The 25,703-nt window shown below is 70.3% G+C and carries 21 protein-coding genes; 14 read left to right on the forward strand and 7 right to left on the reverse strand.

The window, feature by feature from the left end; all coding sequences use genetic code 11:
• Positions 1–138: 138 nt before the first annotated feature.
• Positions 139–1,116: a transglutaminase family protein gene (locus tag GTZ93_RS14235; protein WP_257979435.1), complete on the reverse strand. Its 978-nt coding sequence runs from the start codon at positions 1,114–1,116 to the stop codon at positions 139–141.
• 238 nt (positions 1,117–1,354) lie between these two features.
• Between GTZ93_RS14235 and GTZ93_RS14240 the strand changes: the two genes are divergently transcribed.
• The 9 genes from GTZ93_RS14240 (at position 1,355) to GTZ93_RS43255 (ending at position 15,186) form a co-directional block, all read left to right on the forward strand.
• The gene (locus GTZ93_RS14240; protein WP_139921916.1) at positions 1,355–3,880 is read left to right on the forward strand and encodes an HYR domain-containing protein; all 2,526 of its coding nucleotides are present in this window, start codon (positions 1,355–1,357) and stop codon (positions 3,878–3,880) included.
• A gap of 52 nt (positions 3,881–3,932) precedes the next feature.
• Positions 3,933–4,475 (forward strand): DUF350 domain-containing protein, encoded by a 543-nt coding sequence (locus GTZ93_RS14245; RefSeq protein WP_139921918.1) that lies wholly within the window; start codon positions 3,933–3,935, stop codon positions 4,473–4,475.
• Between the two features lie 7 nt (positions 4,476–4,482).
• Positions 4,483–5,355, forward strand: coding sequence for a hypothetical protein (locus GTZ93_RS14250; RefSeq protein ID WP_139921919.1), 873 nt, complete (start codon positions 4,483–4,485; stop codon positions 5,353–5,355).
• Positions 5,356–5,451: 96 nt separating this feature from the next.
• On the forward strand, positions 5,452–6,741 hold the full coding sequence (locus tag GTZ93_RS14255) for a chitosanase (protein WP_139921921.1): 1,290 nt from the start codon (positions 5,452–5,454) through the stop codon (positions 6,739–6,741).
• 60 nt (positions 6,742–6,801) lie between these two features.
• Positions 6,802–8,721, forward strand: a complete 1,920-nt coding sequence (locus GTZ93_RS14260) for an AAA domain-containing protein (RefSeq protein ID WP_139921922.1) — start codon at positions 6,802–6,804, stop codon at positions 8,719–8,721.
• A 201-nt stretch (positions 8,722–8,922) separates the two neighbouring features.
• Complete coding sequence (locus tag GTZ93_RS14265; RefSeq protein WP_139921924.1) at positions 8,923–9,114, forward strand: hypothetical protein; 192 nt, start codon at positions 8,923–8,925, stop codon at positions 9,112–9,114.
• Positions 9,115–9,168: 54 nt separating this feature from the next.
• Entirely contained in the window at positions 9,169–10,044 is an 876-nt protein-coding gene (locus GTZ93_RS14270) for an alpha/beta fold hydrolase (RefSeq protein WP_139921926.1), read from the forward strand.
• 237 nt (positions 10,045–10,281) lie between these two features.
• The gene (locus GTZ93_RS14275) at positions 10,282–13,281 is read left to right on the forward strand and encodes a choice-of-anchor D domain-containing protein (protein WP_139923497.1); all 3,000 of its coding nucleotides are present in this window, start codon (positions 10,282–10,284) and stop codon (positions 13,279–13,281) included.
• 123 nt (positions 13,282–13,404) lie between these two features.
• Entirely contained in the window at positions 13,405–15,186 is a 1,782-nt protein-coding gene (locus tag GTZ93_RS43255) for a serine/threonine protein kinase (RefSeq protein WP_276528815.1), read from the forward strand.
• A 101-nt stretch (positions 15,187–15,287) separates the two neighbouring features.
• On the opposite strand, the gene GTZ93_RS14285 is transcribed toward GTZ93_RS43255, so the two are convergent.
• Genes GTZ93_RS14285 through ttcA form a run of 3 tightly spaced genes read right to left on the reverse strand, consistent with a single transcriptional unit; the run spans position 15,288 to position 17,785 of the window.
• A complete protein-coding gene (locus GTZ93_RS14285) occupies positions 15,288–16,112 on the reverse strand; it encodes a phosphate/phosphite/phosphonate ABC transporter substrate-binding protein (RefSeq protein ID WP_121753146.1) in 825 nt (274 codons plus the stop codon).
• A gap of 12 nt (positions 16,113–16,124) precedes the next feature.
• A complete protein-coding gene (locus tag GTZ93_RS14290; protein WP_139917006.1) occupies positions 16,125–16,949 on the reverse strand; it encodes a tellurite resistance TerB family protein in 825 nt (274 codons plus the stop codon).
• Positions 16,928–17,785, reverse strand: a complete 858-nt coding sequence (gene ttcA, locus GTZ93_RS14295) for a tRNA 2-thiocytidine(32) synthetase TtcA (protein WP_120577483.1) — start codon at positions 17,783–17,785, stop codon at positions 16,928–16,930. Before ttcA ends, GTZ93_RS14290 begins: the two co-directional genes overlap by 22 nt.
• A gap of 65 nt (positions 17,786–17,850) precedes the next feature.
• On the opposite strand from ttcA, the gene GTZ93_RS14300 reads away from it, so the two are divergent.
• Both GTZ93_RS14300 and GTZ93_RS14305 read left to right on the forward strand, forming a co-directional pair.
• The gene (locus GTZ93_RS14300; RefSeq protein ID WP_139917007.1) at positions 17,851–19,020 is read left to right on the forward strand and encodes a ribonuclease D; all 1,170 of its coding nucleotides are present in this window, start codon (positions 17,851–17,853) and stop codon (positions 19,018–19,020) included.
• 191 nt (positions 19,021–19,211) lie between these two features.
• On the forward strand, positions 19,212–19,568 hold the full coding sequence (locus GTZ93_RS14305; RefSeq protein ID WP_120577485.1) for a hypothetical protein: 357 nt from the start codon (positions 19,212–19,214) through the stop codon (positions 19,566–19,568).
• 14 nt (positions 19,569–19,582) lie between these two features.
• Here GTZ93_RS14305 and GTZ93_RS14310 read toward each other — a convergent pair whose 3' ends face one another.
• Positions 19,583–21,088: a carboxypeptidase M32 gene (locus GTZ93_RS14310; protein WP_120577486.1), complete on the reverse strand. Its 1,506-nt coding sequence runs from the start codon at positions 21,086–21,088 to the stop codon at positions 19,583–19,585.
• A gap of 44 nt (positions 21,089–21,132) precedes the next feature.
• On the opposite strand from GTZ93_RS14310, the gene GTZ93_RS14315 reads away from it, so the two are divergent.
• Positions 21,133–21,675, forward strand: coding sequence for a hypothetical protein (locus GTZ93_RS14315; protein WP_120577487.1), 543 nt, complete (start codon positions 21,133–21,135; stop codon positions 21,673–21,675).
• Positions 21,676–21,716: 41 nt separating this feature from the next.
• On the opposite strand, the gene GTZ93_RS14320 is transcribed toward GTZ93_RS14315, so the two are convergent.
• The gene (locus GTZ93_RS14320; protein WP_139917009.1) at positions 21,717–23,345 is read right to left on the reverse strand and encodes a peptide chain release factor 3; all 1,629 of its coding nucleotides are present in this window, start codon (positions 23,343–23,345) and stop codon (positions 21,717–21,719) included.
• A gap of 120 nt (positions 23,346–23,465) precedes the next feature.
• Here GTZ93_RS14320 and GTZ93_RS14325 point away from each other — a divergent pair, with 120 nt between their 5' ends.
• The gene (locus tag GTZ93_RS14325) at positions 23,466–23,864 is read left to right on the forward strand and encodes a RidA family protein (RefSeq protein ID WP_139917011.1); all 399 of its coding nucleotides are present in this window, start codon (positions 23,466–23,468) and stop codon (positions 23,862–23,864) included.
• Positions 23,865–23,897: 33 nt separating this feature from the next.
• Positions 23,898–24,551 (forward strand): glutathione S-transferase family protein, encoded by a 654-nt coding sequence (locus tag GTZ93_RS14330; protein WP_139917013.1) that lies wholly within the window; start codon positions 23,898–23,900, stop codon positions 24,549–24,551.
• A gap of 36 nt (positions 24,552–24,587) precedes the next feature.
• On the opposite strand, the gene GTZ93_RS14335 is transcribed toward GTZ93_RS14330, so the two are convergent.
• Complete coding sequence (locus GTZ93_RS14335; protein ID WP_139917015.1) at positions 24,588–25,703, reverse strand: hypothetical protein; 1,116 nt, start codon at positions 25,701–25,703, stop codon at positions 24,588–24,590.

Consider the following 25,703-nt stretch of genomic DNA (forward strand, 5'->3'; position numbering starts at 1 on the left):
TCGAGAGAGGAGCAGCAGACCATGTTCACCCCGTTCCAGCCATACCCCAAGTGAACCCATCAAAGCAGGTCTTGAATTGGGACAACCGGCTTACTGCCCCTCGGGAGACACCGGTTCGCAGCGGACCAGCACCTCCAGCTACTCCCCGCCACCACCCAGGTAGAGGGTGCCTGTCGTGGGCGTCGCATCCGAGTACTGGCGCCCCACCGCCACCCGCACGTGGTGCGTCTGCGTGAGGATGCCGTTCGTGGGGTCGAAGCCCTTCCACCCCACCTCCGGCAGGTAGACCTGCACCCACGCGTGAGAGGCTTCCGCCATCACCGCGTTCGCGTGCTTGGGCCCCGTGTAGAGGTACCCGCACACGTAGCGCGCAGGCACTCCCAAGAGGCGCGCCAGGCAGATGAACACGTTGGCGAAGTCCTGACACACGCCCTTGCGCGCCGAATACACGCTGAAGGCCGTGGTGTTCAGCGTCGTGGTGCCCTGCGCGTACTGGTACTCCTTGAAGATGGAGTAGTTGATGTCCAGCAGCGTGTCCAAGAGGTCGAAGTCGTTGCGGCGCGCGAAGCTCATCGCGTACTCCAGCAACTCCTCCAGCTGCGTGTCCGGCAGCTCCGGTGGCAGCAGGTACGGCTGGAGCATGTTCGCCTGCCACGGCATCCACACCAGCGGCAGCACCGAGCACATGTGCAGCGGCCGGTATCCCAGCGGCTCCGTGTCCCGCGGCTCCACGCGCGAGCGGGCCTCCATCACCAGCTCCGTGTAGGGCGTGTCCACCACCGCCCGGCGCACGCGGTTGCCGAAGACGTCTTCGTACTCCGACAGCGTCACCCCCACCGACAGCGTCACGTCATGCGACAGCAGCGACTGGAGCCGGTCATGCATGGGCGTCAGCCGCAACAGGTGCGAGCTGCGCTCCACCGGCTTCGCGTAGCGGTAGACCGTGCGGTGCAACACGTCCACCACCCGCACCGGCATCTCCGGCGGACGGCGCAGGCGGCTTCGCGCCTCGAACTCCGCCGCCATCATGGGCGCCACCGTGTCCTGCCCTCCCGCCTCCGGCGGCAGCACCTCCACGAGGATCGCCCCCTGGCACACCAGCACCCCACAAGACATACGACACCCTGCGTCATCCGCACTGTAGTGGGGGCCGGAGGCGTGCGACAGAAGCCGGCAGCACTCATGTGGGTTCGCGAGGGCGGCGGCCAGTGGTGAACACATGAAACAGGTGTGACACCGGCAGTGCGCAAGCTGTCGGACAGTCGGACCGGGCGCGGGTTGTAGCCCGGCGGGGGCGTGATGACGGTGCGCCCCCAGCAGGACAGTTGGCGGGCAGGCGGGCGTGGAGGCGGGCATGGGGATGGTCAGCGGTCGTGCGTGGCTTTCGGCGTTGGCGTTGGCGGTGGGCGCGGCCCCGGCGTTCGCGCAGAGCTCCTCCGTCCAGATGGATCCGATGACGGTGCGCCGGGTGGCGGACGTCCTCTCCGAGCCCCGCCTGGAGCTGGACTCCCGGGGGCCTGACACGCGGCCCACCGTCGAGCTGAACGGGCGCCTCTATTTCCTCGCCACCCCGGGCAACGCCGGCTCCGGATCCGACGTCCGGGAGCTGTGGGTGACGGACGGGACGTCCGCGGGCACCCGCTCCGTACAGGAGGAGCTGCTGCCCGCGGGTGCGCGCATCGACCCGGGCTCGCTGCGCGCCACGCCGCACCGCCTGTTCTTCATCGCGACGTCGGCGGAGACCGGACGCGAGCTGTGGACGAGCGACGGCACGCGCGAGGGCACCTACGTCACGCGCGAGCTCAACCCCGGCCCGATCCATGGCATCGCCTCCCAGACGCCCGTCTTCGTCTTCGGGGACTCCGTGCTCTTCGCTCCGGCGGACACGCAAGCCGACCTCTGGAGGTCGGACGGCACGGCCGAGGGCACCGTGCCCATCAAGGACATCTACCCGGGCTTCGCCCGAGCGAACGCCGGGGGCTTCGCGCGCGTGGGGGACACGGTCTTCTTCGCCGCGGAGAACGAGCTGGGCTTCGAGCTGTGGCGCACGGATGGCACCGAAGCGGGCACAACGCTCGTGCGCGACATCAAGGCCGGCGTCGGCGACGCGTATCCCGAGAACCTCACCGCGGTGGGCGACACGCTCTACTTCACCGCGGATGACGGCCAGCATGGCCGCGCGGTCTGGAAGTCCGACGGCACGGAGGCCGGCACCGTGCTCGTCAAGGGCTTCAATACCGCCGCCACGGGCCGCATGCCCACCGTGCTCGCCGCCCTGGGCGACGCGCTCGTCTTCCTCGTGCGCAGCTCGGAGGAGGCCTCCCAGCTGTGGCGCACGGACGGCACTGACGCGGGGACGCAGCAGTTGGCGCAGCTGCCCAACGCGATGCTCCACGGTTATTCTGGCCAGTTCTTCGTCACGGCGGGCAACCGCCTCTACTTCGTGTCCCGGGGAGCCACGCTTGGGGACTCGCTGTGGGTGACGGACGGAACAGCCGCGGGCACCCGGCGCCTGCCGCACCCTACCGCGTACGGGCATGAGTCCGTGCGCGGCGTCGCGCCGTGGGAGGAAGGGCTCGCCGTCATCGTGACGACGGAAACGGGGGCGAGCGAGCTGTGGCGCACGGACGGCACCGACGCGGGCACGTCCCGGCTGACGCGGCTGCCGTCGGGCAAGGAGTTCGCGCTGCCCACGGGGCTGGTGCCGTTCCAGGGCGCGCTGCTGACGACGGCCGGAGACCCGTGGACGCCCCATGCGCTGTGGCGCATGGAGCAGGATGAAGCGGCGCCGACCTTCCTGTGCCCGGCCGCCCAGGACATGCCATCCAACCGTCCGGAGGGCACGGACCTGATCCACTACCGGCCCGAGCTGCGCACCGGACCGGAGCAGGCGTGGATCCGCACCACCTTCATTGACGGCCACCTGCTTCCGCTCAACCTGCCCATCGCCATCACCTACCAGGCCGGGGATGCGCAGGGCCGCCTCACGTACTGCACCACGGTGCTGACGTCGCGGGACCTGACGGCGCCGGCCATCCACAGCTGCCCGACGGCGCTCATCCTGAACGCGCAGTCGCCCCGGGGCACGACCTTCTACTATCCGGACCTGGGCATCGGGGATGAGACGAGCCGGGACGTCGTCATCACCTTCAGCCCGACGAACGGCAGCGTGCTGCCCCTGGGCACCACCCAGGCGAACGTGACGGCGAGGGACGCGTCCGGCAACGAGAGCACCTGCTCCTTCCCCATCACCGTGCGCGACAACCAGGCGCCCGGCCGGGCCTGCAAGGTGAACGAGGTCCGCGTGGAGGCGGAAGGGCCCGAGGGCGCGCACGCGTTCTGGCCGGACCTCACGCCTGGCGACAGCATCTCCAGCCAGGTCACCGTCACCAGCACGCACGCGTCCGGCGACCTGTTCCCGCTGGGCCTCACCCGCGTGGCCGTCGTCAGCACGGACGACGCGGGCAACAGCAGCACGTGCGAAATCCAGGTCCGGGTGCGCGACTCGCGCCCGCCCGTGCTCACCTGCCCGGAGGACCAGACGCTCACCACCGCGGTGATGTCCGGCACCCGCGCGGAGTACCCGTCCGCCAGCGCCAGCGACAGCGTCTCCGAAGCGGAGCTCCTCTACAGCCCCGTCGTGGGCACGCCGCTCGCGCCGGGCCTGCACTCGGTGCAGGTCACCGCCATCGACGCGGCCGGCAACGCGTCGCTCTGCAACTTCCAGCTGACCGTGGAGTACGACCCGACGAGCGGCATGCGGCAGGGCCTGGGCTGCTCGGTGGGCAGCAGCCCGGAGTCGGCGATGGGCTGGGTCGCGCTCGTCGCCCTCGCCTGGACGCTCAGCCGCCGTCTGAAGGACGGCAAGCCGCGCGGGTGAGCCATGAGCCGTGGCGGCGAGGGGGACTTCCGCTACAGTCCCCCGGCGCCCCATGGACCTCATCCTCTTCGTCGTCGGACTCGTAAAGGTCGTCCTCGGTGGACTCGTGGCCGCGCTCGGCATCGGCTTGAGCATGCGCGGCCTGAGCCGCCTCCTGGACAGCCACCCCGTGGAGGAGCTGCGCCAGGGCAACGTCGCCGCCGGGCTGGTGCACGCGACGAGCCTCGTGTCGCTGGGCCTGCTCGTGCAACACGCACTGAAAGCCACCAGCGACGCGGTGGACCTGGCGGTGCAGAACCCGCCCGTGTCCGCCGTCTCGGTGCTCCAGCTGATGGGCCTGGCGCTGGTGCACGTGGCGCTGTCGCTGGCGGTGGGCGTGGCGGTGCTCGCCCTGGGCGTGCGGCTGTTCGACAAGATGACGCCGGGCATCGAGGAGCTGGCGGAGGTGCGCAGGGGCAACATCGCCGCCGCGCTCCTCTTGTGCGCCTTCCTGCTGGTCATCGCGCTGCTCACCGCGCCGGGCCTCCAGGCCGCGCTCAACGGACTCATCCCCTTCCCGCAGCTGCCCACTGGCGTGCTGCGCGCGCCCGCCTGAAGCCGCCATGGCCGTGCGCTCGTGGAAGACGCTGCTGTCGCTGGTGCTGATGGGCGCGCTCATGGCCTTCGCCAGCTGGGAGCTCGTGCTGACCCGGAAGGCGGGCCGGCTTCCGGATCCTCCCCAGCCGGGGACGGAGGTTCCCCCGGCGGACCCGCAGGAGGCGATGCGGGATCTGGGCATCGTGCTGGTGCCGGAGGACACGCCGCTGGAGCGCGCGAAGTCCTATGACTGGCGCGTGGAAGGCATGGAGCCCGCCCGTCAGCAGCTGGCCTACGGACTGGGCGAAACGGTGGAGCGCGGGTTGGCGCAGGCCCACCGCGACTACAGCGTGCGACTGCGCTACCGAGCCATGGGCCCGGAGCGCTTCACCTACGTGGCGCCTCCGGGCTGCGGCACGGACATGCGCTGCATCTACGCGGAGCTGATGCGCAGCAACGCGGAGCCGGTGCGCGTGCTGGGCGAACGCTTCGCCACCTCCATCCGCGAGCGTGACCTGGACGCGGCGCAGGCCACCGAGCTCATCCTCGGCTTCGTGCGCCGCATCCGCTACGAGCTGCCCGGCGACGAGCCCTTCGGCATCGTCCCGCCGGGACTGGTGCCCGCGCAGGACCGGGGCGACTGCGATTCCAAGGCGGTGCTGGCGCTGATGCTGCTCAGGCAGGTGGGCGTGGACGCGGTGATGCTCTATTCGGATGCGCTCGCGCACGCGGCCATCGGCGTGGGACTGCCCGGCACCGGCACCCGCATCCCCTTCGGAGGGCGCGGGTACCAGTACGCGGAGCTCACCGCCGAAGGCTGGCCGCTGGGGATGATTCCGCCGCAGTACGACAAGCCGCAGCTGTGGCGGGTGTTGCCGCTGCCGGACGTGCAGGGCTGAGCGCCCCTGGCGAATCACAGCAAAAACAGCTATTCCTGCTCTATCCGGGATGCTCGCCGAGCGCGGGCATCCCCATACCCAAGCGGGGGCAGGCACATGGCGGCTTCACGGACGTGGATGATGGGCCTCACGGTGGCGCTGGCCAGCGGCTGTGGCCCGGCGACAGACGCGGAGTCTCCCGCGATGGCCGAGGCAGCGCAGGCGCTGGGCGCGTGCACGCACTCGGTGACGACGAACACGTACAACGGGCCGGACTACTGGGGCACGCTCGTCTTCAAGAACACGGGGACGGTGGCCATCGCCAACCCGGTCATCGCGCTCGACGTGCCTACGGGCGTGACGTGTGACGATGATCAACCCGGCTGGACGCACACGCAGTCGGGCCGCACGTGCACCTTCACGCGCACGTCGTCGCTGACGGTGGCCGTGAACGCGTCCTACACGTTCAACTACTCCTCCACCTCCAACACGTCCTTCACCGCGACCAACGTGAAGGTCCAGTCCGACAGCTGCGGCGGCACGTCCCCTGGCGGTTCCGGCCTCACCGCGAACCAGAAGAAGGTGGCGGAAGGGCTGACGAGCATCTGGGAGAACGACACGCCCACGATGGACTACGCCTATTCGGAGAACATCAACGACGGGCGCGGCTACACCAACGGGCGCGCGGGCTTCTGCACCGGCACGGGAGACGCCATCCAGGTGGTGCAGTGCTACCGGGCCCTGCGCACCGAAGCCAATGGCAACCGCCTGGCGAAGTACTGGAACGCGCTCACCGTCATCAACAACCGCTTCCTGTCCACCGGCCAATCCCAGGCGTCCACGGCGGAGCTGGATGCCGTAGGCAACTGGACCTCCGACTGGGCGGCCAGCTTCAACACCGCCGCCACCAAGGCGGACTTCAAGCAGTGCCAGGACCAGGTGAGCGACGCGCTCTATTACACGCCCACCCTCACCGAGGCCGCGAAGTGGGGCCTCACCCAGGCGCTCACCAAGGCCGCGCTCTACGACGCGTCCATCAACCACGGCTTCGACGGCATGAAGGACCTCATCCGCAAGGCCAACACGGCCCTGGGCAACAGCGGCCAGGTGGCGCCGGTGATTGGCTACAACGGCATCACGGAGACGGCGTGGCTCCAGAAGTTCCTGGAGAAGCGCCGCGACGTGCTGGCGGCGGACCCCACCTGGGTGGAGGCGGTGGACCGCGTGGCCGCGTACGAGAAGCAGCGCCGAGTGGGCAACTGGGACCTGGGCACCGCCCTGCGCAACGACGTGCGCGCCCGCGACTGCTGGGGAACCACCTACCCGGCGAGCGGCTACACCGTGCGCGCCATCAACCCGGACGGCACCTGGAGCACGCCGTCCTCGTACACGTACTCCTGCCAGTAGGCTGGACAGTCCGGCACACGGGCCGTGACGGCGGGCGCCCCGGGATGGCATGACCGGGGCATGGCCCGTGACGTTTCGTTCTTCGACAAGCTCGGCTCGCTGCTCGCCCAGGAGCGCGAGGCCGAGAAGGCTCGCATGACTTCGCTCGCGCAGGGGCTCACCCTGCGCGAGCGTGAAGAGCAGGGCCTGTCCGTGCTGGACCTGGAGACCGTCGAGGAGGAGGTGGGCCTGGGCGGCCGCATCCTCCTCACGCTCGCCCGCGCGGACCGGGGCAAGCTGCCCACGCGCGTGTCCAACGGCGACCTGGTGGCGGTGCTGCCCCGCCGCGCGGAGGTGAAGGACCCGGCGAAGGCGCTCGTGTCGCGCGCCACCTCCACCCGCATCCAGCTGGCCTTCGACCGCGAGCCGCCCGCCTACCTGTCCGAAGGCCTCCTGCGCCTGGACGTCGTCCCCAACGACGTCACCTACGAGCGCGTGCGCGCGGGCCTCCAGCGCGTGAAGGCGATGGACAAGGGCCAGGAGCGACACAAGCGCGAGGTGCTGCTGGGCAACGAGCCCCCGCGCTTCGACAACACCAAGGACTTCACCCCCACCCGCCCGCTCAACCCGGAGCAGCAGGACGCCGCGAAGCGCGCGCTCGCCGCGGAGGACTTCTTCCTGATCCACGGCCCGCCCGGCACCGGCAAGTCCACCGTGCTGGCGGAGGTGGCGGCCCAGGCCGTCGCGCGCGGCGAGCGACTGTTGTGCACAGCGGCCAGCAACGCCGCGGTGGACCACCTGCTGGAGCTCTGCCTGGAGCAGGGCCTGCGCGCCATCCGCGTGGGCCACCCCGCGCGCGTCGCCGCCCGCTTGCAGGAGCACACGCTGGACATCGTGGTGGAGGAGCACCCGGACCGCGTCGTCAGCCGCGACCTGTTCGACGAAGCCTTCGACCTCTTCGGCTACGCGCGGCGCCAGCGCAACCAGGGCCGCAGCCGCGAGCGCTTCTCCAATGCCCGCTCGTCCACGGCCGAAGCCAAGGACCTGATGGACGAGGCGCGCAAGCTGGAGAAGAAGGCCGTGAGGGCCGTGCTCGCTCGCGCGGACGTGGTGTGCGTGACGCTCGCGAGCCTGGGCTCCGGCGTGCTCGCGGGCGAGGAGTTCGACCGCGCGCTCCTGGATGAAGCCACCCAGGCCACCGAGCCGCTGGCCCTGCTGGGCTTCCTGCGCGCGCCCAAGGTGGTGCTCGCCGGAGACCCGCAGCAGCTGCCGCCCACCGTGCTGTCACAGGAGGCCTCCAAGGCGGGCCTGGGCACAAGCCTCTTCGAGCGCCTGCTCAAGGACCACGGCGACGAGGTGAAGCGCATGCTGCGCGAGCAGTACCGGATGAACGCCGCCATCATGGCCTTCCCCTCCCAGGAGATGTACGGCGGCGAGCTGCGCGCCCACCCCTCCGTGGCGGACCGCACGCTGCCCGGAGTGCTCAACGCCGGCGCGGAGGTGGACGCACCGCCCGTGCTCTACCTGGACACCGCGGGCAAGGGCTTCGACGAAGAGGTGGAGCCCACCACGCACTCCCTCCTCAACCCGGGCGAGGCCACCTACGTCATCGCCCGCGTGCGCCAGCTGCTGGCGCTGGGCCTGGCTCCGCGCGAGGTCGCCGTCATCGCCCCGTACAGCGCCCAGGCCCGCCACCTGCGCGAGGCCTTGGAGGCCGTGCACCCGGAGGTGGAGGTGGACACCGTGGACGCGTTCCAGGGGCGGGAGAAGGACGTCATCCTGGTGAGCATGACCCGGTCCAACGGTGAGGGGCAGCTGGGCTTCCTCAACGACCTGCGCCGCATGAACGTGGCCCTCACCCGCGCCCGCCGGCACCTGTTCGTCGTGGGCGACTCCGCCACCCTCAGCAGCCACCCCTTCTACGCGCGCTTCATCGAAGGCACCCAGACGGACGGCGGCTACCGCTCGGCGTGGGAGTGGCCGGACCCCGCCGACCCCTGATTGTCATCCCAACGACTCAGGCCTGCCCCGGGGGACTACGCAAGGAGTGCGACCCGGGCGCCCGAAATTTGTCGCCTCGCTGAACGAATTTTGTCACCTGCTCGGTCGCCGGGCGTGGGAGATGGCCGGAAATCAGGCATTTGGCTCCTTCCATGAGGTCGGCACGAAGGATGCTTTCTCTTCTGAACACGGAGGGAATGCATGTCTCAAGCGCCTGTGGTGACCAAGGAGAATGACGTCTGGGTGATTCGGATCGACCGGCCCAACGGCAAGACCCAGGAGTACCGCTGCGCCACGGAGAGCCAGGCCCGGCAGCTGGCCCTGGTGCTCGGCAAGCCGGACACCGGCGGCCCGCCGCGCCCGGCGGCGTCGTCGTCCAGCACCGTCGCGTAGGGTCGCCAGCACCCGGGGGGACGGAGTAAGGCGTGAAGGCACGAGGAGAAACCCGTGCCCGCCGCCGCATTCGAATCCCTCACCGTCGACGCAGAAGGGCTGCCGCTGCACGTGCGGCAGCGTGGCCCCCAGGGCGCCCCCGCCGTGCTGATGCTTCACGGGTGGCTGGACCATTCCCACAGCTTTGATCCGCTCTGCGAGCACCTGCCCGAAGCCTGGCGCACGGTGCTGCTCGACTTTCGAGGCATGGGCGAGAGCGGCCACGCCGGCCCCGGCGCCGCGTACCACTTCAGCGACCACCTGCTGGACATCGAGGCCACCCTGGACGGGCTGGCCCTGCCCCCGGTGCACCTGGTGGGGCACTCGCTGGGCGGCATCGTCGCGCTCGCGTACGCCGCCGCGCGCCCGGAGCGCGTCAGGAGCCTGACCCTCATCGAAAGCCTGGGGCCGTCCGGTGGCCCGCCCACGGGCGCCGTGCAGCGGCTGCGCGGCTTCCTGGACGACGCGCGCCGGCCGCCCAACCGCAAGCGCTACCCCACCGTGGAGGCCGCCGCGGAGCGCCTGCGTCAGACGAACCCCACCCTCTCCCCGGACGCGGCGCTGCTCTTCGCCCGCCATGGCACCCGGCGCACGCCGGAGGGCGACTTCGCCTTCACCTTCGACCCACGCCACCGCCGCCGCTTCGGCCAGGGCTACGACGAGGCCCAGTGGCTGGCGCTGGAGGCCGCCGTCACCTGCCCCGTGCAGCTGTTGCGCGGCACCGAAGGCCTGTCCCCTGCCCCAGAGCTGATGGAGGGGCGATTGGCCGCCCTGCGCACGCTGGCCGGTCCGCCCCGCCTCTTCGAAGGCGGCCACCACGTGCACCTGGAGCAGCCCGCCGCCATCGCCGCCGCGATCGCGGCCTTCGTGCATCAAGCGTCGGGTTCATGACCTGAAAAGTTGGGGGTGCTCCTTGGCAAAGGGTCAGGAAAAACCTTTCACCCTCCAGGGCACCTCTCTTCCCTCCAGCGCTCACTTGGTCGCTGGACCGTCCGCCAAGTCCCTGATTTCCCGGGGGCACTGAGCAACCCCTACGCGCGGCACGGGTCTTGATTAGGGGAAGCCCGAGATGGATCACGTGTCCCGGGCATCCGTGTGCGTGTGGTGGGGAAGGGTGGGGAGCGGACAATGGTGATGGGGTGGAGGGGTCGGATCGTCCTGCTGGCGTCATTGGTGGCAGGGACGATGGCGTGTCACGAAGAGGACCAGACGCGCGGGGTGAAGGCCACGGCGGTGCTGGACGTGGACGCGCTCGACTTCGGCGAGGTGCCGGTGGGCGAGTGGCGTGAGAAAGAGGTCCGCATCCGCAACGTCGGCTACGTGCCCTTCTCCGCGCTGGAGGCGTTGGGGCTGGGCAACAACCCGTCCTACCAGGTGGAGCTGACGGACGGCGGCGGCCGCGTGCCGCCGGGCGAGTCGCACGTCGTCAAGGTGCGCTTCCATCCGCTGGGAGAAGGGCCGGTGGAGGAGACGCTGCGCGTGACGACGGACGCCAACGTGGGCGCCCTCCAGCAGTTGCCCGTCATGGGCCTGGGCACGCCCACGCGCATCGGCGTCAACCCGCCGGTGCTGGACTACGAGACGCTGGAGGTGGACAGCGACCGCACGCTGGAGGTCACCGTCACCAACCCGGTGGACCTGCCGCTGACCCTGAAGGTCGCGGGCGAGAGCGCGGATCCGTTCACCGCGGACACCATCACCGTGCCGCCCAACAGCACGCAGGTGGTGAAGACGAAGTACCTGCCCCGTGCGCTGGGGCAGATGGGCGCGCGGCTGGAGGTCGTCTCCTGCGAGACGTGCACCCCGTCCGTGGTGGACCTGAAGGGCAACTCCGTGGCGAGCGCCTTCGTGTTCGACCCGGCGCCCGTGCCCTTCGACGAGATTCCGGTGCACGAGCGCACCGAGTCCTTCACCCGCGCGCGCAACATCACCTGGCGCCCGGTGACCATCTCCGCGCTGGCCACCAGCGACCGGGCCTTCTCGCCGCTGTCCAAGCCGGAGGGCGCCACGGTGCAGCCGAACGAGGTGGTGGAGATGCGCATGGAGTTCGCCGCGCGCTTCTCCGGCCCCAACGTGGGCAACCTCACCGTGGCATACGCGTCCGACAAGGCGCGTGAGTCGCGCGTGATGCTGGACGCGCGCGGTGGCCGGCCCACGCTGGCCGTGGCCCCGGTGGCGCTGGACTTCGGCGAGCTGCCGGTGGGCGGCAAGGTGGAGCAGGTCATCCGCATCACCAACGCGGGCAGCAACGGCCCCCTCACCTTCACCGGCGTGCGCGCGGACGGCGACGCGGTGCAGTTCGACGTGGCCACGCCCACGCGCGGCACGCAGAACTACCCCTGGAAGGCCGGCACCTGGCCCGCGCTGGAGTCCAACGGTCTGCAGATCGACCCGGGCGACGACGCGCTGGAGCTGAAGGTCTACTTCGAGCCCAAGAACGAGGGCACCTTCACCGCCACGCTCTACGTGCAGTCCAACGACTTGTTCACGCCGGAGCGCGCCATCACGCTGACGGGCCGCGCCCGCACGTCCGGCCCCTGCGTGTACGAGCTCTTGCCGCAGCCGTCGCTGGAGTTCGCCAACGTGGTGCCGGGCCGGGGCGCGGTGCTGGGCTTCTACTTCCGCAACCCGGGCCGGGCCGAGTGCGCCATCAAGAACGTGCACCTGTCCAATGACGGCGGCGGCGTGTTCACCATGCCGGGCGGTCCCATCACGGGCGGCGTGGTGCTCTACGACACGGCCTTCAGCTCCATGATTGCCTTCCGCGCGCCCACGACGGGCGGCGAGTTCAACGGCGAGCTGATGCTCACCGTCAACAACCCGGCCCACCCCACGGTGACGCTGCCCATCCACGCGGTGTCCAACCCGTCGTGCCTGGTGGCCACGCCGTCCTTCGTGGACTTCGGGCCCATCCGCTACGACTGCCCGGCGAAGCCGCGCAAGACGTTCCTGTCCAACCGCTGCAGCGAGCCGCTCACCGTGTCGGACGCCATCATCGGCAACGGCACGTCCAAGCAGTTCTCCCTGCTCACGCCGGTGACGGCGCCCATCACGCTCCAGCCCGGCGAGGGCTTCGAGATGGAGGTGGACTACGCCCGCAGCGTGCTCGGCCAGCACTACAGCCCGCTGTACTTCCAGACGGACACGGAGGCGAACCGCTTCCTCGTCCCGATGCTGGCGGAGACCAACCACGAGGGCATCCAGGTGGACCGCTTCACGCAGGGCACCGACAGCCAGCTGGACGTGCTCTTCGTGGTCTCCAACACCACCACCATGGAGACCTACCAGCAGCGCCTGCGCAACGCGGTCCCCGGGTGGCTCGCGCGTGCGAAGGAGCTGAACGTGGACGTGCGCGTGGGCGTCACCAGCACGGGCCTGGTGCAGCGCCAGGGGCTGTGCGGCGGCGGCGCCAACGGCGGTGAGGCCGGCCGGCTCTTCCCGGTGGACGGCAGCCGCGCTCGCGTGGTGTCCGGCAACAGCGCCAACGCGGCGGCCACCATCCAGTCCAACATCGAAGTGGGCCTGTGCCACAACCTGGTGCAGGGCCTGGAGACGATGCGCCAGGGCCTGTCCGCTCCGCTGTCCGAGCAGGCCGACGACGTCCGCACCCCGCAGCCCAACGACGGCAACCTGGGCTTCACCCGCGCTGCCGCCCGCATGGCGGTGGTGGTGCTGGCGGACGAGGACGACCACTCCGGCTTCGGACCGGACAGCTACATCCAGTTCCTCCAGACGCTGAAGGGCACGGGCATGTCCCAGCGCAGCAACCTGCACGCGCTCGTCCCCAACGGGACGTCCTGCTCCACCGCGGGCTCCAGCGCGGACCGCTTCGCAGCGGTGGCCCAGGGCACGGGCGGCTCCGTGGGCTCCATCTGCGAGGGCGACTACCGCGGGTTCCTGGACCCCATCATCCAGCAGGCCGGTGAGCCGCAGGCGGACTTCCACCTCACCGCGACGCCGGCTGGCACCGCGGAGATGAGCGTGCGCGTGAACGGCCGCACGCTGGGTGCGGATCAGTGGACCTACGACCCGGTCCGCAACGCGGTCATCTTCGCGGCGGGCTCCGTGCCCACCCCGGGGCAGGCCGTGGAGATCCGCTACCGCAGCATCTGCGCCGCCACTCCCTAGGTTGACGGGTTCGTGACGCAGCGCGGCCGGGCCGGTCCCACAGGGGGGCCGGCCCGGTTCGCGTTTTTTGCGGAAGCCCGGGCTTTTGAGATCCGCGCTGACGCGGCTATCGTCACGGCCGGAGTGGAAACGTTCGGCCGCTATGAATTGCTGCGCAAGCTGGCCACCGGCGGCATGGGGGCCGTCTATCTGGCCCGGCAGAAGGGGCCCGTAGGGTTCCAGAAGCTGCTGGTGGTGAAGCGGCTGTTGCCCCACCTGTCGGAGGACGACGAGTTCCTCCAGATGTTCCTGGACGAGGCGCGCATCGCGGCGCTGCTCAACCACCCCAACATCGCGCAGATCTACGAGATGGGGGACGTGGACGGGCAGTACTACATCGCGATGGAGTACGTGCACGGCGAGCCGCTGGGCTCACTGGTGCCGCGCGCGTCGGCGCACCCGGGCGGGTTTCCGCTGGGCCTGCGGTGCCGGATCATCGCGGAGGCGGCGGCCGGCCTGGATGCCGCGCACAACGCTCGCAGCCCGTCCGGCCGGAAGCTGTCGCTCATCCACCGGGACGTGTCCCCGCAGAACGTGCTGGTGGGCTTCAACGGCGGCGTGAAGCTCATCGACTTCGGCGTGGCGAAGGCGCAGGGCAAGCTGTCGCAGACGGTGGTGGGCACCATCAAGGGCAAGCACGCGTACATGTCCCCGGAGCAGGCGCGGGGTGAGCCGCTGGATGCGCGCTCGGACGTGTTCGGCCTGGGGACGGTGTTCTACGAGCTGCTGACCGGCGGCCGCCTGTTCAAGCGCGAGACGGAGATGGCCACGCTCAAGGCCGTCGTGGGGCACAAGATCGTCCCGCCGTCGGAGGCGGTGCCCGGGATTCCGAAGTCGTTGGACCCCATCGTCTTCAAGGCGCTGGCGCGCAAGCGCGACGACCGGTTCACCACCGCGGGCGAGCTGCAGCTGGCGCTGGAGGAGTTCCTCCAGCAGGAGAAGCTGCACGGCACCAGCGCGCACCTGGCGGCGTTCATGCGGGACGTGTACTCGGACGAGCTGGAGGAGGAGCGCTTCGCGGCCGAGCCGACGATGATCTACTTCGACCCGCGCCTGATGGCCCGGCCGGGCAGTGCCGCGCCCGCGAAGCCACCGGCCTCCGGGACGACCTCGTCCTCGGGCAAGGCGCAGCCCCCCGCGAAGACGCCGCCGCGCGCGCCAGAGCCGTCGGTGAGCCAGTCGTCGACGAAGGCCGCCGCGTCCCCGGAGGACTCCGGAGTGGGGCTCACCGCGGAGCGGACGTCGCGCACGAAGGAGAACTCCGGCCTGAGCCGCCCGGAGGCCCGGCCCGTGAAGACGCGGGAGAACACGGGCGTGAGCCTCGCGGACACGCGGCCCCTGCATGACGAGGACGCGCGCCGTCCCACCGCGAAGCACGAAGCCATGCGCGGCGAGGCTCGCGCCTCCACCGGGAAGTTCGATGCCGTGCGCGAGGACTCGGGTCCGGCTCGCGCCTCCACCGCGAAGCACGATGCCGTGCGCGAGGACTCGGGTCCGGCTCGCGCTTCCACCGCGAAGCATGAAGCCGTGCGCGGTGAAGACACGGGCTCGGCTCGCTCCTCCACCGCGAAGCCCGAAGCCGTGCGCGCGGAGACGGGCCGGTCCTCCACCGCCCAGTTCGGCGCCGTGCGCGCGGATGGCTCGAAGCCGACCCGTACGCCCGAGGGCTCCACGGGAAGCCGTTCCGCGGCGAAGCCCGTGAAGGCCTCCGGGGATGCGACGGGGAGCCGCTCCGCCGCGAAGGCCGTGCGTGCGTCGGAGGACTCCGTTGGAGCCAAGGTGCCCTCGAAGACAGGACGCACCGAAGGCTCCGTGTCCTCCGCCCGCCGCCCCGTGCGCGGCAACGGGCCCGACTCCGACAAGTAGGACCCAAGGAGCGCTGCGACCGGTTGCCTCGGGCTCCGCTCGAAGCGAGCCCACGGGTCCCGCGAGCGACGCGGACCTCGCGGCGCCGGAACCGTGCTCGGCTACAGGCTCGCCAGGGCCACGCGGTACAGCGCGCGGTACCCCATGCGCGGCGCCACCTCGAAGCGGTCCGCGTTGAAGATGTCGCGCAGCAGCGCCTGCCCGTCCGGCGTGGACTGCAACCCCAGGAGCGCCGTCTCCAGCGCAGTCACCAGCGGCGCGGGCAGCCCCATGGCCACCGGCACGCCGTCGTTGGGGGCTTCATCCGTGTACGCCAGGAGCTCGAACTTCGCGCCCATGCCCGGCCCCAGCACGTCCTCAACGCCCGTGGTGAACGTGAGCCCCGTGGAGGACGGCGGACAGAAGACGCTCGTCACCTGCGCCCTGCCCTCCAGCACCGCCTCCAGCGCGCCCTGGTACGAGCCCGTGAACTGCTGCGACACGAACGCGCGCGACGGCTCCAGCCCCTGCGTCTTCAGGAACGCGCTGGGCAGCAGGTAGCCCGCCACCGAATCGCGGTCCACCCACGCCGCCGAGGCGCCCTTCAGCTTCTCCAGCGTCAGCCCGGAGCCCGCCCGCCCCACCAGCGCGGAGCGGTAGCTGGACATGCCCCGGCGCACCCCGCGCGTCAGCACCCGCACGCCCATGGCCTCCATGCGCGCGCACACGAAGGGCGGCGCCCAGGCCGCGTCCGCTCGCCCGGACAAAAGGTCCTTGGCCAGCGTCTCGTAGCTGGTGGCGACGTTCACCTCCACCAGCTTGCCCAACGCGCGTTGCAGGAACGACGCGAGCCGTTCCGCACGCTCGCGCGCCGTCTCGCTGCCCAAGGACGGCGGCAGGCCGAAACGGAAGGAGTGGCGCGAACCGGAGGGAACTTGCGGGGTCATACAATTCCCTGCTTACCCCTGCTGGTCCAACCGCGCCACTTCATCGTCCGCAAGACCGAACGTTGCCTGGAGCAGATCCAGGATCCGCTGCTCCGCGGTGCTCGTCCGCCCGGACGCATGGGCGATCTTCGTGGCCAGCTGGTAGGCCTTCACCCGCTGGGAGTGCGTGGCCAGCCCGTGCGCCAGGACATGAAGCCGCTGCGGCAGCCCGTCCGTGGCCAGCGCCGCCACGGACTCGCTCACGAAGCCCTGCGCCCGCTCCGGGCTCACGTTCTGGAAGAGCGGATCCGCCGCGAAGCTCTCCACCATCGCGCGCGCCTCCGCCTCCTTCAGCTGGCCGTCCGCCGCCAGCACCAGGACCATCACCTCCGCGAACAGCCGCTCCAGGGGCTCGCCCAGCGCCTCCGACAGGCTGCCCCCCTGCTCGATGACGTCGATGATCTGCGCGACCTCGTCCTCGGAGATGCCCAGCGCCGCCTGGAACGTCTTCAGCAGCCCCAGCTCCGAGCGGGTGGCCCGCTGATCCGCCAGCGCCACCGCCGCCGCCAGGCCGAAGGCCAGCATCCGGTTCTTGTGGTCCGGCAGCCGCCGGCGCAGCGAGGAGAGGACGTCCTCCAGGTTGCGCGCCTCCGCCAGCCGCACGGCGCTGGTCTCCACCAGCTGGTTCAGCTCGCCCGACTGCGTGCCCTCGAACTCCGGGCGCTCCAGCACTCGTGCCAGCAACGTCTGCATCTCGCGCTGGGACACGCTGCCGTCCGCCATCGCGGCCAGCAACATGGCTTCCACCAGCGCCGCGTTGCGCTCCTTGCGCGCCTTTACTGCCTGCTCTCGAGCCATGGACTGGCGCTCCCTTGCGTGTCGGTGGTGGGGGGGGTGACCGCGGGCCCGTCTTCCGTCGCGTTCAGCGGGTCCGGGTTCAGCGTCTTGTCCAAGAGGTGCGTGGGCCGCACGTTCGACATCGCGTTGAGCAGGCTCTGGCGGACGTTGGGGATCTCCTTGCCCAGGTCCTCCACCAGCTTCTGCATCCGCTTGCGCTGCAGGTTCTCCTGCGACCCGCACAGGTCGCAGGGGATGATGGGGAACTGCTTCGCTTCCGCGAACTGGATGATCTCCTTCTCCGGCGCGTAGCACAGCGGCCGGATGACCACGTTGCGGCCGTCGTCGCTCTTCAAGAGCGGCGGCATCGCCTTGAGGCTCCCGGCGAAGAACATGTTCAGGAGCATCGTGTGGATGAGGTCGTCGCGGTGGTGGCCCAGGGCAATCTTGTTGCAGCCCAGGTGCACGGCGGCGTTGTAGAGGATGCCCCGGCGCAGGCGTGAGCACACCGAGCACTGCGTCTTCCCGGGAGGGGTCTTCTCCAGGACGATGCTGTAGGTGTCCTCCTTCAGCATCTTGTAGGCGTAGCCCTCCTTCTGGAAGTAGCCCTCCAGGATGTGCCCGGGGAAGCCCGGGTGGCCCTGGTCCAGGTTCACTGCCAGCAAGTCGAACTTCACGGGGGCTCGCCGCTGCAGCTCTCGCAGCAGGTGGAGCATCGTGTAGGAGTCCTTGCCTCCCGACACGCCCACCATGATGCGGTCCCCGGCCTCGATGAGGCGGAAGTCCGCGATGGCCCGGCCCATGTGGCCAAGCAGGCTCTTTTCAAGACGTTGGGCGTCGTTCATCGGCGGGGCCATCCTAGCGGCGGTTCGGGAAAAAACACGTCAAAGGGGCGGGCCGGTCCGCTAGCCTGCTCCCCGCGATGCCGACCTTCCCTCAGGGTGCCTTGGATGTGGTGGACCGCGCGGGCGAGGAAGCCGCCACGCGCATGCTGGAGGCCTCGCCAGAAGTGGCGGTGGACCTGGAGGCGGACGCCATGCACGCCTTCCGCGCCCGCCTGTGCTTCCTCCAGCTGGGCACCGACACGGACATCTTCCTCTTCGACACGCTCCAACCGGGCGTGGATCCGCGCCTGCTCTCTCCCATGATGGAGGACCCCGGGCGCACCAAGTACTTCCACGCCGCCCAGGGTGACCTGCAGTTCCTGGCGGAAGCAGGCGTGCGCGTGCGCGGCCTCTTCGACACGCACCGCGCGGTGACGCTCCTGGGGTGGCCCAAGGTGGGCCTGGCGGACCTGGCGCGCGAGCGGCTGGGCGTCGAGCTGCCGAAGGAGCACCAGCAGTCCGACTTCTCCCTGCGTCCCCTGCCCGAGGGCATGCGCGACTACATCGCCAACGACGTGCGCTACCTCTGTGAGCTGGGCCGCCAGGTGCGCGACGCGTGCCGCGAGGCGGACATCCTGGAGGAGGTGCTGCTGGACTGCGAGCGCATGTGCGCGGAGGCCGAGGCCCGGCCGGAGACAGGCGCCGAGTACAAGCCCAAGCTGTCCAAGAGCGGCCTGAGCACGACGCAGTACGCGCTCGCGCATGCCATCGCGCAGGGGCTGCACAAGCTGCGGCTGGAGTGGGCGGAGAAGGACAACGTGCCCATGGGCCGCATGCTGTCCAACATGGCCATCACCGACCTGGCCCTGAAGCAGCCGGACACGCACAAGGACCTGGCGCGCGCGGCCGGCGTGCGGGGCGCGGTGGTGCGCGCGCACGGCGACGACATCCTCGCCCTCATCCGCGACAACCAGCAGAAGGCCACCCGGGGCGAACTGGACCTCGACCGCGAACCCAAGGGTCCGCGCGACCCCCACCGGCGCAAGCGCGAGGACGCGCTCAAGGCGTTCCGCGTCGAGCAGGCCACGGCGCGCAAGGTGACGCCCAGCGTGGTGCTCACCAATCCGCTCATGGACGCGCTGGCGTCGAAGCCTCCCGCGGACGTCGCGGAGCTCTCGCAGCTGCCGTACTTCGGGGAAAAACGGATCAAGCTGTATGGCGACAAGCTGATCGCGTTGCTCAAGCTCTTTCCGGTGCCAGGCAGCTGACGTTCACCACGACGAAGAGGCAACTGCTGTACGCTTCGGCCGAATCGTGCGCGGCGCTTCTGCATCCCTTGCCGGCTCGCTGTCCATGACCCCGGAACGCAGGTGTTCAGGCCTCATCTGCGGCTCCGGTGCTGGTTGCGAGAACGGCGTCCGTGCGTACCTTTGACGCCGCACAGAGGGAGGGCGTGGTCATGTTGGGAGCCAGGACAGGCGGCGCGCGGATCGAGGTCTCCCGGTGCATCGCCGCGAGCCTGAAGTGCCAGACGGCCTGCGAGGCGGGCATGGCACGTCTGAGGGCCCAGGGCGTCGCGGCGGATGACGACGCGGTGCGCCTGCTGCGCCAGTGCGCGGAGCTGTGCGAGCTCAACGTGCGCGCACTCCAGAAGGAGAGCCGCCTGTCGCGCCGCACCGCCAGCCTGTGCTTCGAGCTGGGCAGCCAGGTGGCCCGCGCCGCGTGGCTGGAGGCGCAGGACCCGGACGCGCACGCGCTCGCGAGGGACGCGCTGCACCTGGCGCGCGCGTGCCGCCCGCTGGTGTTCGCGGCCTGAGGCTCTAGAGGGCGCTAGAGCTTGATGCCGTACAGCGCGCCGTACTTCGCGCGCAGGTACTGGAGGAAGTCCCGGTCCGTGAGCCCCTCGCCGGTGATGGCTCGCACCTGCTCCTCCGCGGGCAGCCGGAAGCCGTGCGAGTGCAGGTTCGTGCGCAGCCACCCCAGCAGTGACGACGTGTCGCCCCGCGCGAGGTCCGCCTCCAGCGACGGCAGCGCCCGGTTCGCGGCGGTGTACAGCGAGGCCGCGTACAGGTTGCCCAGCGAGTACGTGGGGAAGTAGCCCAGCTCGCCCCAGGCCCAGTGGATGTCCTGGAGCACGCCCTGCGTGTCGTCCGGGGGAGTCATCCCCAGGTAGCGCCGCATGCGCTCGTTCCACGCGGACGGCAGCTCCGACACGGGCAGCTCGTCGCGCAGCATCGCCAGCTCCAGCTCGTAGCGCAGGGCGATGTGCAGGTTGTACGTCACCTCGTCCGCCTCCACGCGGATGAGCGACGGCACCACGTGGTTGATGCCCGCGTGGAAGCCGTCCAGGTCCACGTCCGCCAGCGCCTCCGGGAAGGACTCCTTCAGCGCGGGGAAGTGGCTCACCCAGAAGGCGCGGCCGCGGCCCACCAGGTTCTCCCACAGGCGGGACTGGGACTCGTGCAGGCCCATGGAGGGCACGGACGCCAGCGGCGTGCGGTGGTGCTCCGGGGAGAAGCCCTGCTCGTACAGGCCGTGGCCCGCCTCGTGGAGCGTGCCGAAGAGGGCGGCCGGCGGCCACACCGGATCCAGGCGCGTGGTGAGGCGCACGTCCTGCGCGTGCACGCTGTTGGTGAAGGGGTGGATGCTCACGTCCTGGCGGCCCGACTCCAGGTCGAAGCCCACGGCCTTGAGCAGCCGCATCGTGAACTGCCACTGCTGGCCGGTGTCGTAGGTGCGGCCGGAGAGGAACGCGGGGAAGGCCCGCTTCTGCTCGCCGAGCGCGGCCACCATGGGGATGAGCGCCTCACGCAGCGCGGTGAGCACCGGCGTCAGTCGCTTCACGCGCATGCCGGGCTCGAAGCCTTCCAGCAGTGCGTCGTAGCGCTCTCCGTCGTGCCCCTGCGCGTCCGCCTGCTCACGGCGCAAGGCCAGCAGCGCCTCCAGCGCGGGCTGGAAACGCTCGAAGCGCTTCGTGGTGCGCGCCTCACGCCAGGCCTGGAGTCCCTCGCCCTGGGCCTCCGCCAGCGCGGTCACCAGCCGGGCGGGCAGGCGCACCGCGCGGTCGCGCTCTCGGGTGAGGACGCGCACCATGGCGCGCTCGTCGGGCGTGAGGGCCTCGAAGTCCTGGCCCCCTTCCCCGGCGCGGGCCAGGGCCTCTCCCAGGCGCGGATCCACCAGCCGCTCGTGGTGGATGGCCTGGACGGTGGCCATCTGCTGGGCGCGGGCGGTGGCCGCCTTGGAGGGCAGGTAGACTTCCCGGTCCCAGGAAGCCAGGTTGATGACGCTGTTCAGGTCATTCAGCTCATGCATCCGTGCGCGCAGCCAGGAGTCCATGGCCTGTGTTTCTAGCGCGCTTCCAGGGTATGAGGACGCCCGCGATGGCCAACATCCTCCAATTCTTCATGGCACCCGACGACGAGGTCGCCTTCTTCCGTCACCTGGAGCGACACGTCCTGGAGGTCTACCCCCGGCGCGTGCCGCCGGACTGGGTACCCTTCCGGGCCAACCCGGACAACATCTCGCGCCTGCCGGAGGAGGACCTCTACCTGGTGGCCAGCGAGATTGGCCCCGCCATGGTGGACAAGGTGAAGCGCGGCCCGGACAAGGGCTTCTGGCGCATCGACGAGGTGCGCTCGCCCGTCATCTTCATCGAGCGCTCGCGCCGCAACGAAGAGGGCGAGCTGCTCAGCGGGAAGATGTGGGTGGAGCTGGAGGTGACGTCCCAGACGGGCCGCCGCGACGCCGCCCCGGACAAGTTCCGCCGCCTCTACATGGAGGTGGAGGAGTTCGTGAAGAAGACCTTCCGCCGGGGTGACCCGAAGGACTTTTTCGTGGGCAACCGCGCCGCGCGCCTCTGCAAGGAGGGCCTGGTGCTGCGCGACTCCGCCTTCCGAGGCGGCACGGTGGTGCCGCACAAGTAGTCGCTGCCGGGCCGGGGGCTTTCCCCCGGCCCTTTGCGTTCCTAGCTGCCGGTCGCTGACGACGCGGACTGGCGCAGGAGCGGGGCCTCGGAGACGAACTTCAGCTCCGGGTGCTTGTCCTCGGCGTGCTGGAGCGCCCAGTCGTCGCGGAAGAGCACCAGGGGCAGCCCGTCGCGGTCCTGCACCGTCTGGCGGTTGCCTTCCCAGTCGAACGACTTCGGGTCGAAGTTCTGGCCCACCACCCACCGGGCGTGGCTGAAGGGCAGCCGGTCCAGGGCGATCTTCGCGCCGTATTCATGTTCCAGGCGGTACTGGAGCACTTCGAACTGGAGCGCGCCCACCACGCCGACGATGGGGTCCTTCATGCCCATGGCCAGCTGCTGGAAGATCTGGACCGTGCCCTCTTCGGACAGCTGCTCCAGGCCCTTCTCCATCTGCTTGCGGCGCAGCGGATCCTTGGAGCGCACCACCGCGAAGAACTCCGGGCTGAAGCGCGGCACGCCTTCGAACAGCACGTCCTGCGCGCCCTCCGCCAGCGAGTCGCCGATGCGGTACTGCCCCGGGTCGAACAGGCCGATGACGTCCCCCGGCCACGCGTCTTCAATGGACGTGCGCTCGGCGGCGAGGAACTGGCTGGGCTTCGCGAGCCGCACCTCCTTGCCCAGGCGCGAGTGGAACGCGTTCATGCCCTTCACGTAGCGGCCGGACACCACGCGCATGAACGCGATGCGGTCGCGGTGCGCGGGGTCCATGTTCGCTTGAATCTTGAAGACGAAGCCCGCGAACTTCGGGTTCGTGGGCTCGCGCGGGCCCTGCGTGGTGGGGCGCGACGTGGGCGCGGGCGCCAGGTCCAGGAACGCGTCCAGGAAGGGCCTCACGCCGAAGTTGGTCATCGCGCTGCCGAAGAACATGGGCGACAGCTGCCCCACGTCCGACTTCTCGCGCGTGAACTCGTCCCCGCCGATGTCCAGCAGCTCGATGTCCTCCTGGAGCTTCGCCAGCTCCGTCTCGGTGAGCACCGACTTGATTTCCTCCGAGTCGATGGACACCGAGCGCTCCGTCACTTCCGACTCGCCGTGCGAGCCCTCCGCGGAGAACACGTGCACCACGCGCGCCTGCCGGTCGTAGACGCCCCGGAACTCCGGCCCCATGCCAATGGGCCAGTTCATGGGGTACGAGCGGATGCCGAGCACCTGCTCCAGCTCGTTCATCAGCTCCAGCGGTTCGCGGCCGTAGCGGTCCAGCTTGTTGACGAAGGTGAAGATGGGGATGCCGCGCAGGCGGCACACCTTGAAGAGCTTCTTCGTCTGGGGCTCCACGCCCTTCGCCGCGTCGATGAGCATCACCGCCGCGTCGGCGGCGGACAGCGTGCGGTAGGTGTCCTCGGAGAAGTCCTGGTGGCCCGGGGTGTCCAGCAGGTTCACCGCGTGGTCGCGGTAGCTGAACTGGAGCACGGACGAGGTGACGGAGATGCCGCGCTCCTTCTCCAGCTCCATCCAGTCGCTGGTCGCGTGCCGCCGCGCCCTCTTGGCCTTCACGCTGCCGGCCAGATGGATGGCGCCGCCGTACAGCAGCAGCTTCTCCGTCAGGGTTGTCTTTCCCGCGTCGGGGTGGGAGATGATGGCGAAGGTCCGTCGCCGGGCGACCTCCCTCTCGAGCTCATTGGCCATGATCCGAGGCCAACTATCACGGGCGGTCGTTCCTTGCAGCTGTGCAAGCAGCGCCTGGAGGTCCGGCCGGGCTCCGGCCCTCCGGGGCAGCCCTCCCTCAGGCCCACATCGGAGCACGCCATGCAGCGCATCCTCCATGCCACCGGCACCCCCTGGGAGCCCCGGGTGGGCTACTCGCGGGCGGTGCGCACGGGGCCCTTCGTGTCCGTCTCCGGCACCACCGCCACGGACGCGGACGGCCAGCTCGTGGGTGAAGGGGACGCATACCGGCAGGCGGCCCAGGCGCTCGCCAACATCCGCGCCGCCCTGGAAGCGGTGGGCGCCCGGGTGGAGGACGTGGTGCGCACGCGCATGTACGTCACCGACATCTCCCGCTGGGAGGAGATTGGCCGCGCCCACGGCGAGGTGTTCGCGGCCATCCGCCCCGCCACCTCCATGCTGGAGGTGAAGGCACTCATCGACCCGCGGATGCTGGTGGAAATCGAAGCGGACGCGGTGGTGGCATCCGCCCTACCCTGACGGCCCAGGCCCCCAGACATCCAGGAGCAGGACATGACCATCACCATCACGGCCTTTGAACGCTCGCCGGATCGCGGCAGGGGACTGGCGCGGGACATGCGGGTGCGCTGGGCGCTGGAAGAGGTGGGCCAGCCCTACGACGTCCGCCTGCTGTCGTTCGAGGCGATGAAGCAGCCCGCGCACAAGGCGCTGCATCCGTTCGGTCAGATTCCAACCTACGAGGAGGGCGAGCTCGCCCTGTTCGAGTCCGGCGCGATTGTCTTCCACATCGCGGATCGCCATGCCGGCCTGCTGCCGGAAGATGCGAATGGCCGCGCTCGCGCAGTCGGGTGGATGTTCGCGTCGCTCAACACGGTCGAGCCGCCCATCTTCGACCGCAGCCTGGTGATGATTCTCGAGCGAGACCAGCCCTGGTACGAGCATCGCCTGCGCGCGCTGGACGACATCATCCGGAAGCGGTTGGACGACCTCTCCGCGCACCTCGGCGCCGCCGACTGGCTCGACGGCGCCTTCAGCGCGGCCGACCTCCTCATGGTGACGGTCCTGCGCAGGGCGCAGGGGTCGGGCATTGTCGACGCGTATCCGAACCTCGCCGCCTATATCGCCCGCGCCGAAGCGCGCCCGGCCTACCAGCGCGCGTTCGCCGCGCAGCTGGCGGTGTTCAACGCCGCCACTCCGACCGGGTGACGGCCGCCTGGTTTCGCCGAGCGGGCCGCCCTGGGCTCAGAAGTCGGGGGTGACATCGGTGGGCACGTCGTCCGGCGCGCCGGGGTTGCCGGGCTCGGGCGTCACTGCGTCGCCGGTGCCCTCCGGGGGCGTCACGTCGCCGCGCAGCTCCACCGCGGGGCAGGCCTGGGAGCTGCCCACGCGGCTGCCGGCCACCTCCGTGCAGTTCTCCGGGCGGCTCGAGTCCGAGCACTGCAGGAGGACACGGTAGACCTCCTTCTCCTGCGAGTCCCAGCAGGCGCTGCCCACGTAGTAGGTGTTCGCCGCGATGTCGCCGCCCCAGGCGCGCACGTCCACGCGGCCACCGGAGCCGGGGATGTGGCGCACGGAGGAGAGCACCTTCTCCTTCGCGGAGGTCGCGGTGCCGGGCAGGTTGTACGGGCCGAGCACGCGCACGCGGGTGACGCCGGTGGCTTCAATCTTGTGTCCCACGAAGGCGCCGGTGACGGCCTCGTGGGTGGCGGGGTTCGGGGTGAAGCTGGCCAGCCGGTACGCCAGCGACTTGCTGCCCTTGCCGAAGTGGGCGAACGACATCATCAGCTTGCCCTGGCCCGCGTAGGCCGGGGCCACCGCCTTGAGGTTGTCCAGGGAGATGGCCAGCGTGCCCCGGCCGCGGTGCGCGTCGCCGCTGCGCTTGAGCGCGCCCGCGGCGATGAGCTTGTAGGCGACGTCGTCCTTGCTGTTCAGCGGACGGGCCTCCAGCTTCCACTGGTAGCGCCCACCCGTGCCCTCGCGGATGGAGAGCGTGAAGGTGGCGTTGGCGCGGTCGGTGGGGCCGTACACCAGCACCTCACCGGGCTGCTCGTTGGCGGACTGCTTCGCCAGGTCCGCGATGGGCACCAGCACCTGCCGGAGCGTGTCGTTGAGCGCCTTCACCTCCAGGCGGGCGCCCTCCAGCATCGCGGCGCCCTGCCCGTCGAGCGACGCCTCCACCTGCATCAGGTCCTGGGCCACGAGCGCGGCGCCGTCCTGCGCGAGCGCGCTCGTGTTGATCTCCAGCGACGTGCCCGCGAAGTCCGGCAGGGACGCCACCGCCTCTTGATCATCCACCCCGCCGCACGCCGTCGAAAGCACCAGGGCCGCACCCACCGCCAACGTCTTGTTCCAGCGCAT

Source organism: Corallococcus exiguus, from assembly GCF_009909105.1.
Lineage (GTDB): Bacteria > Myxococcota > Myxococcia > Myxococcales > Myxococcaceae > Corallococcus > Corallococcus exiguus.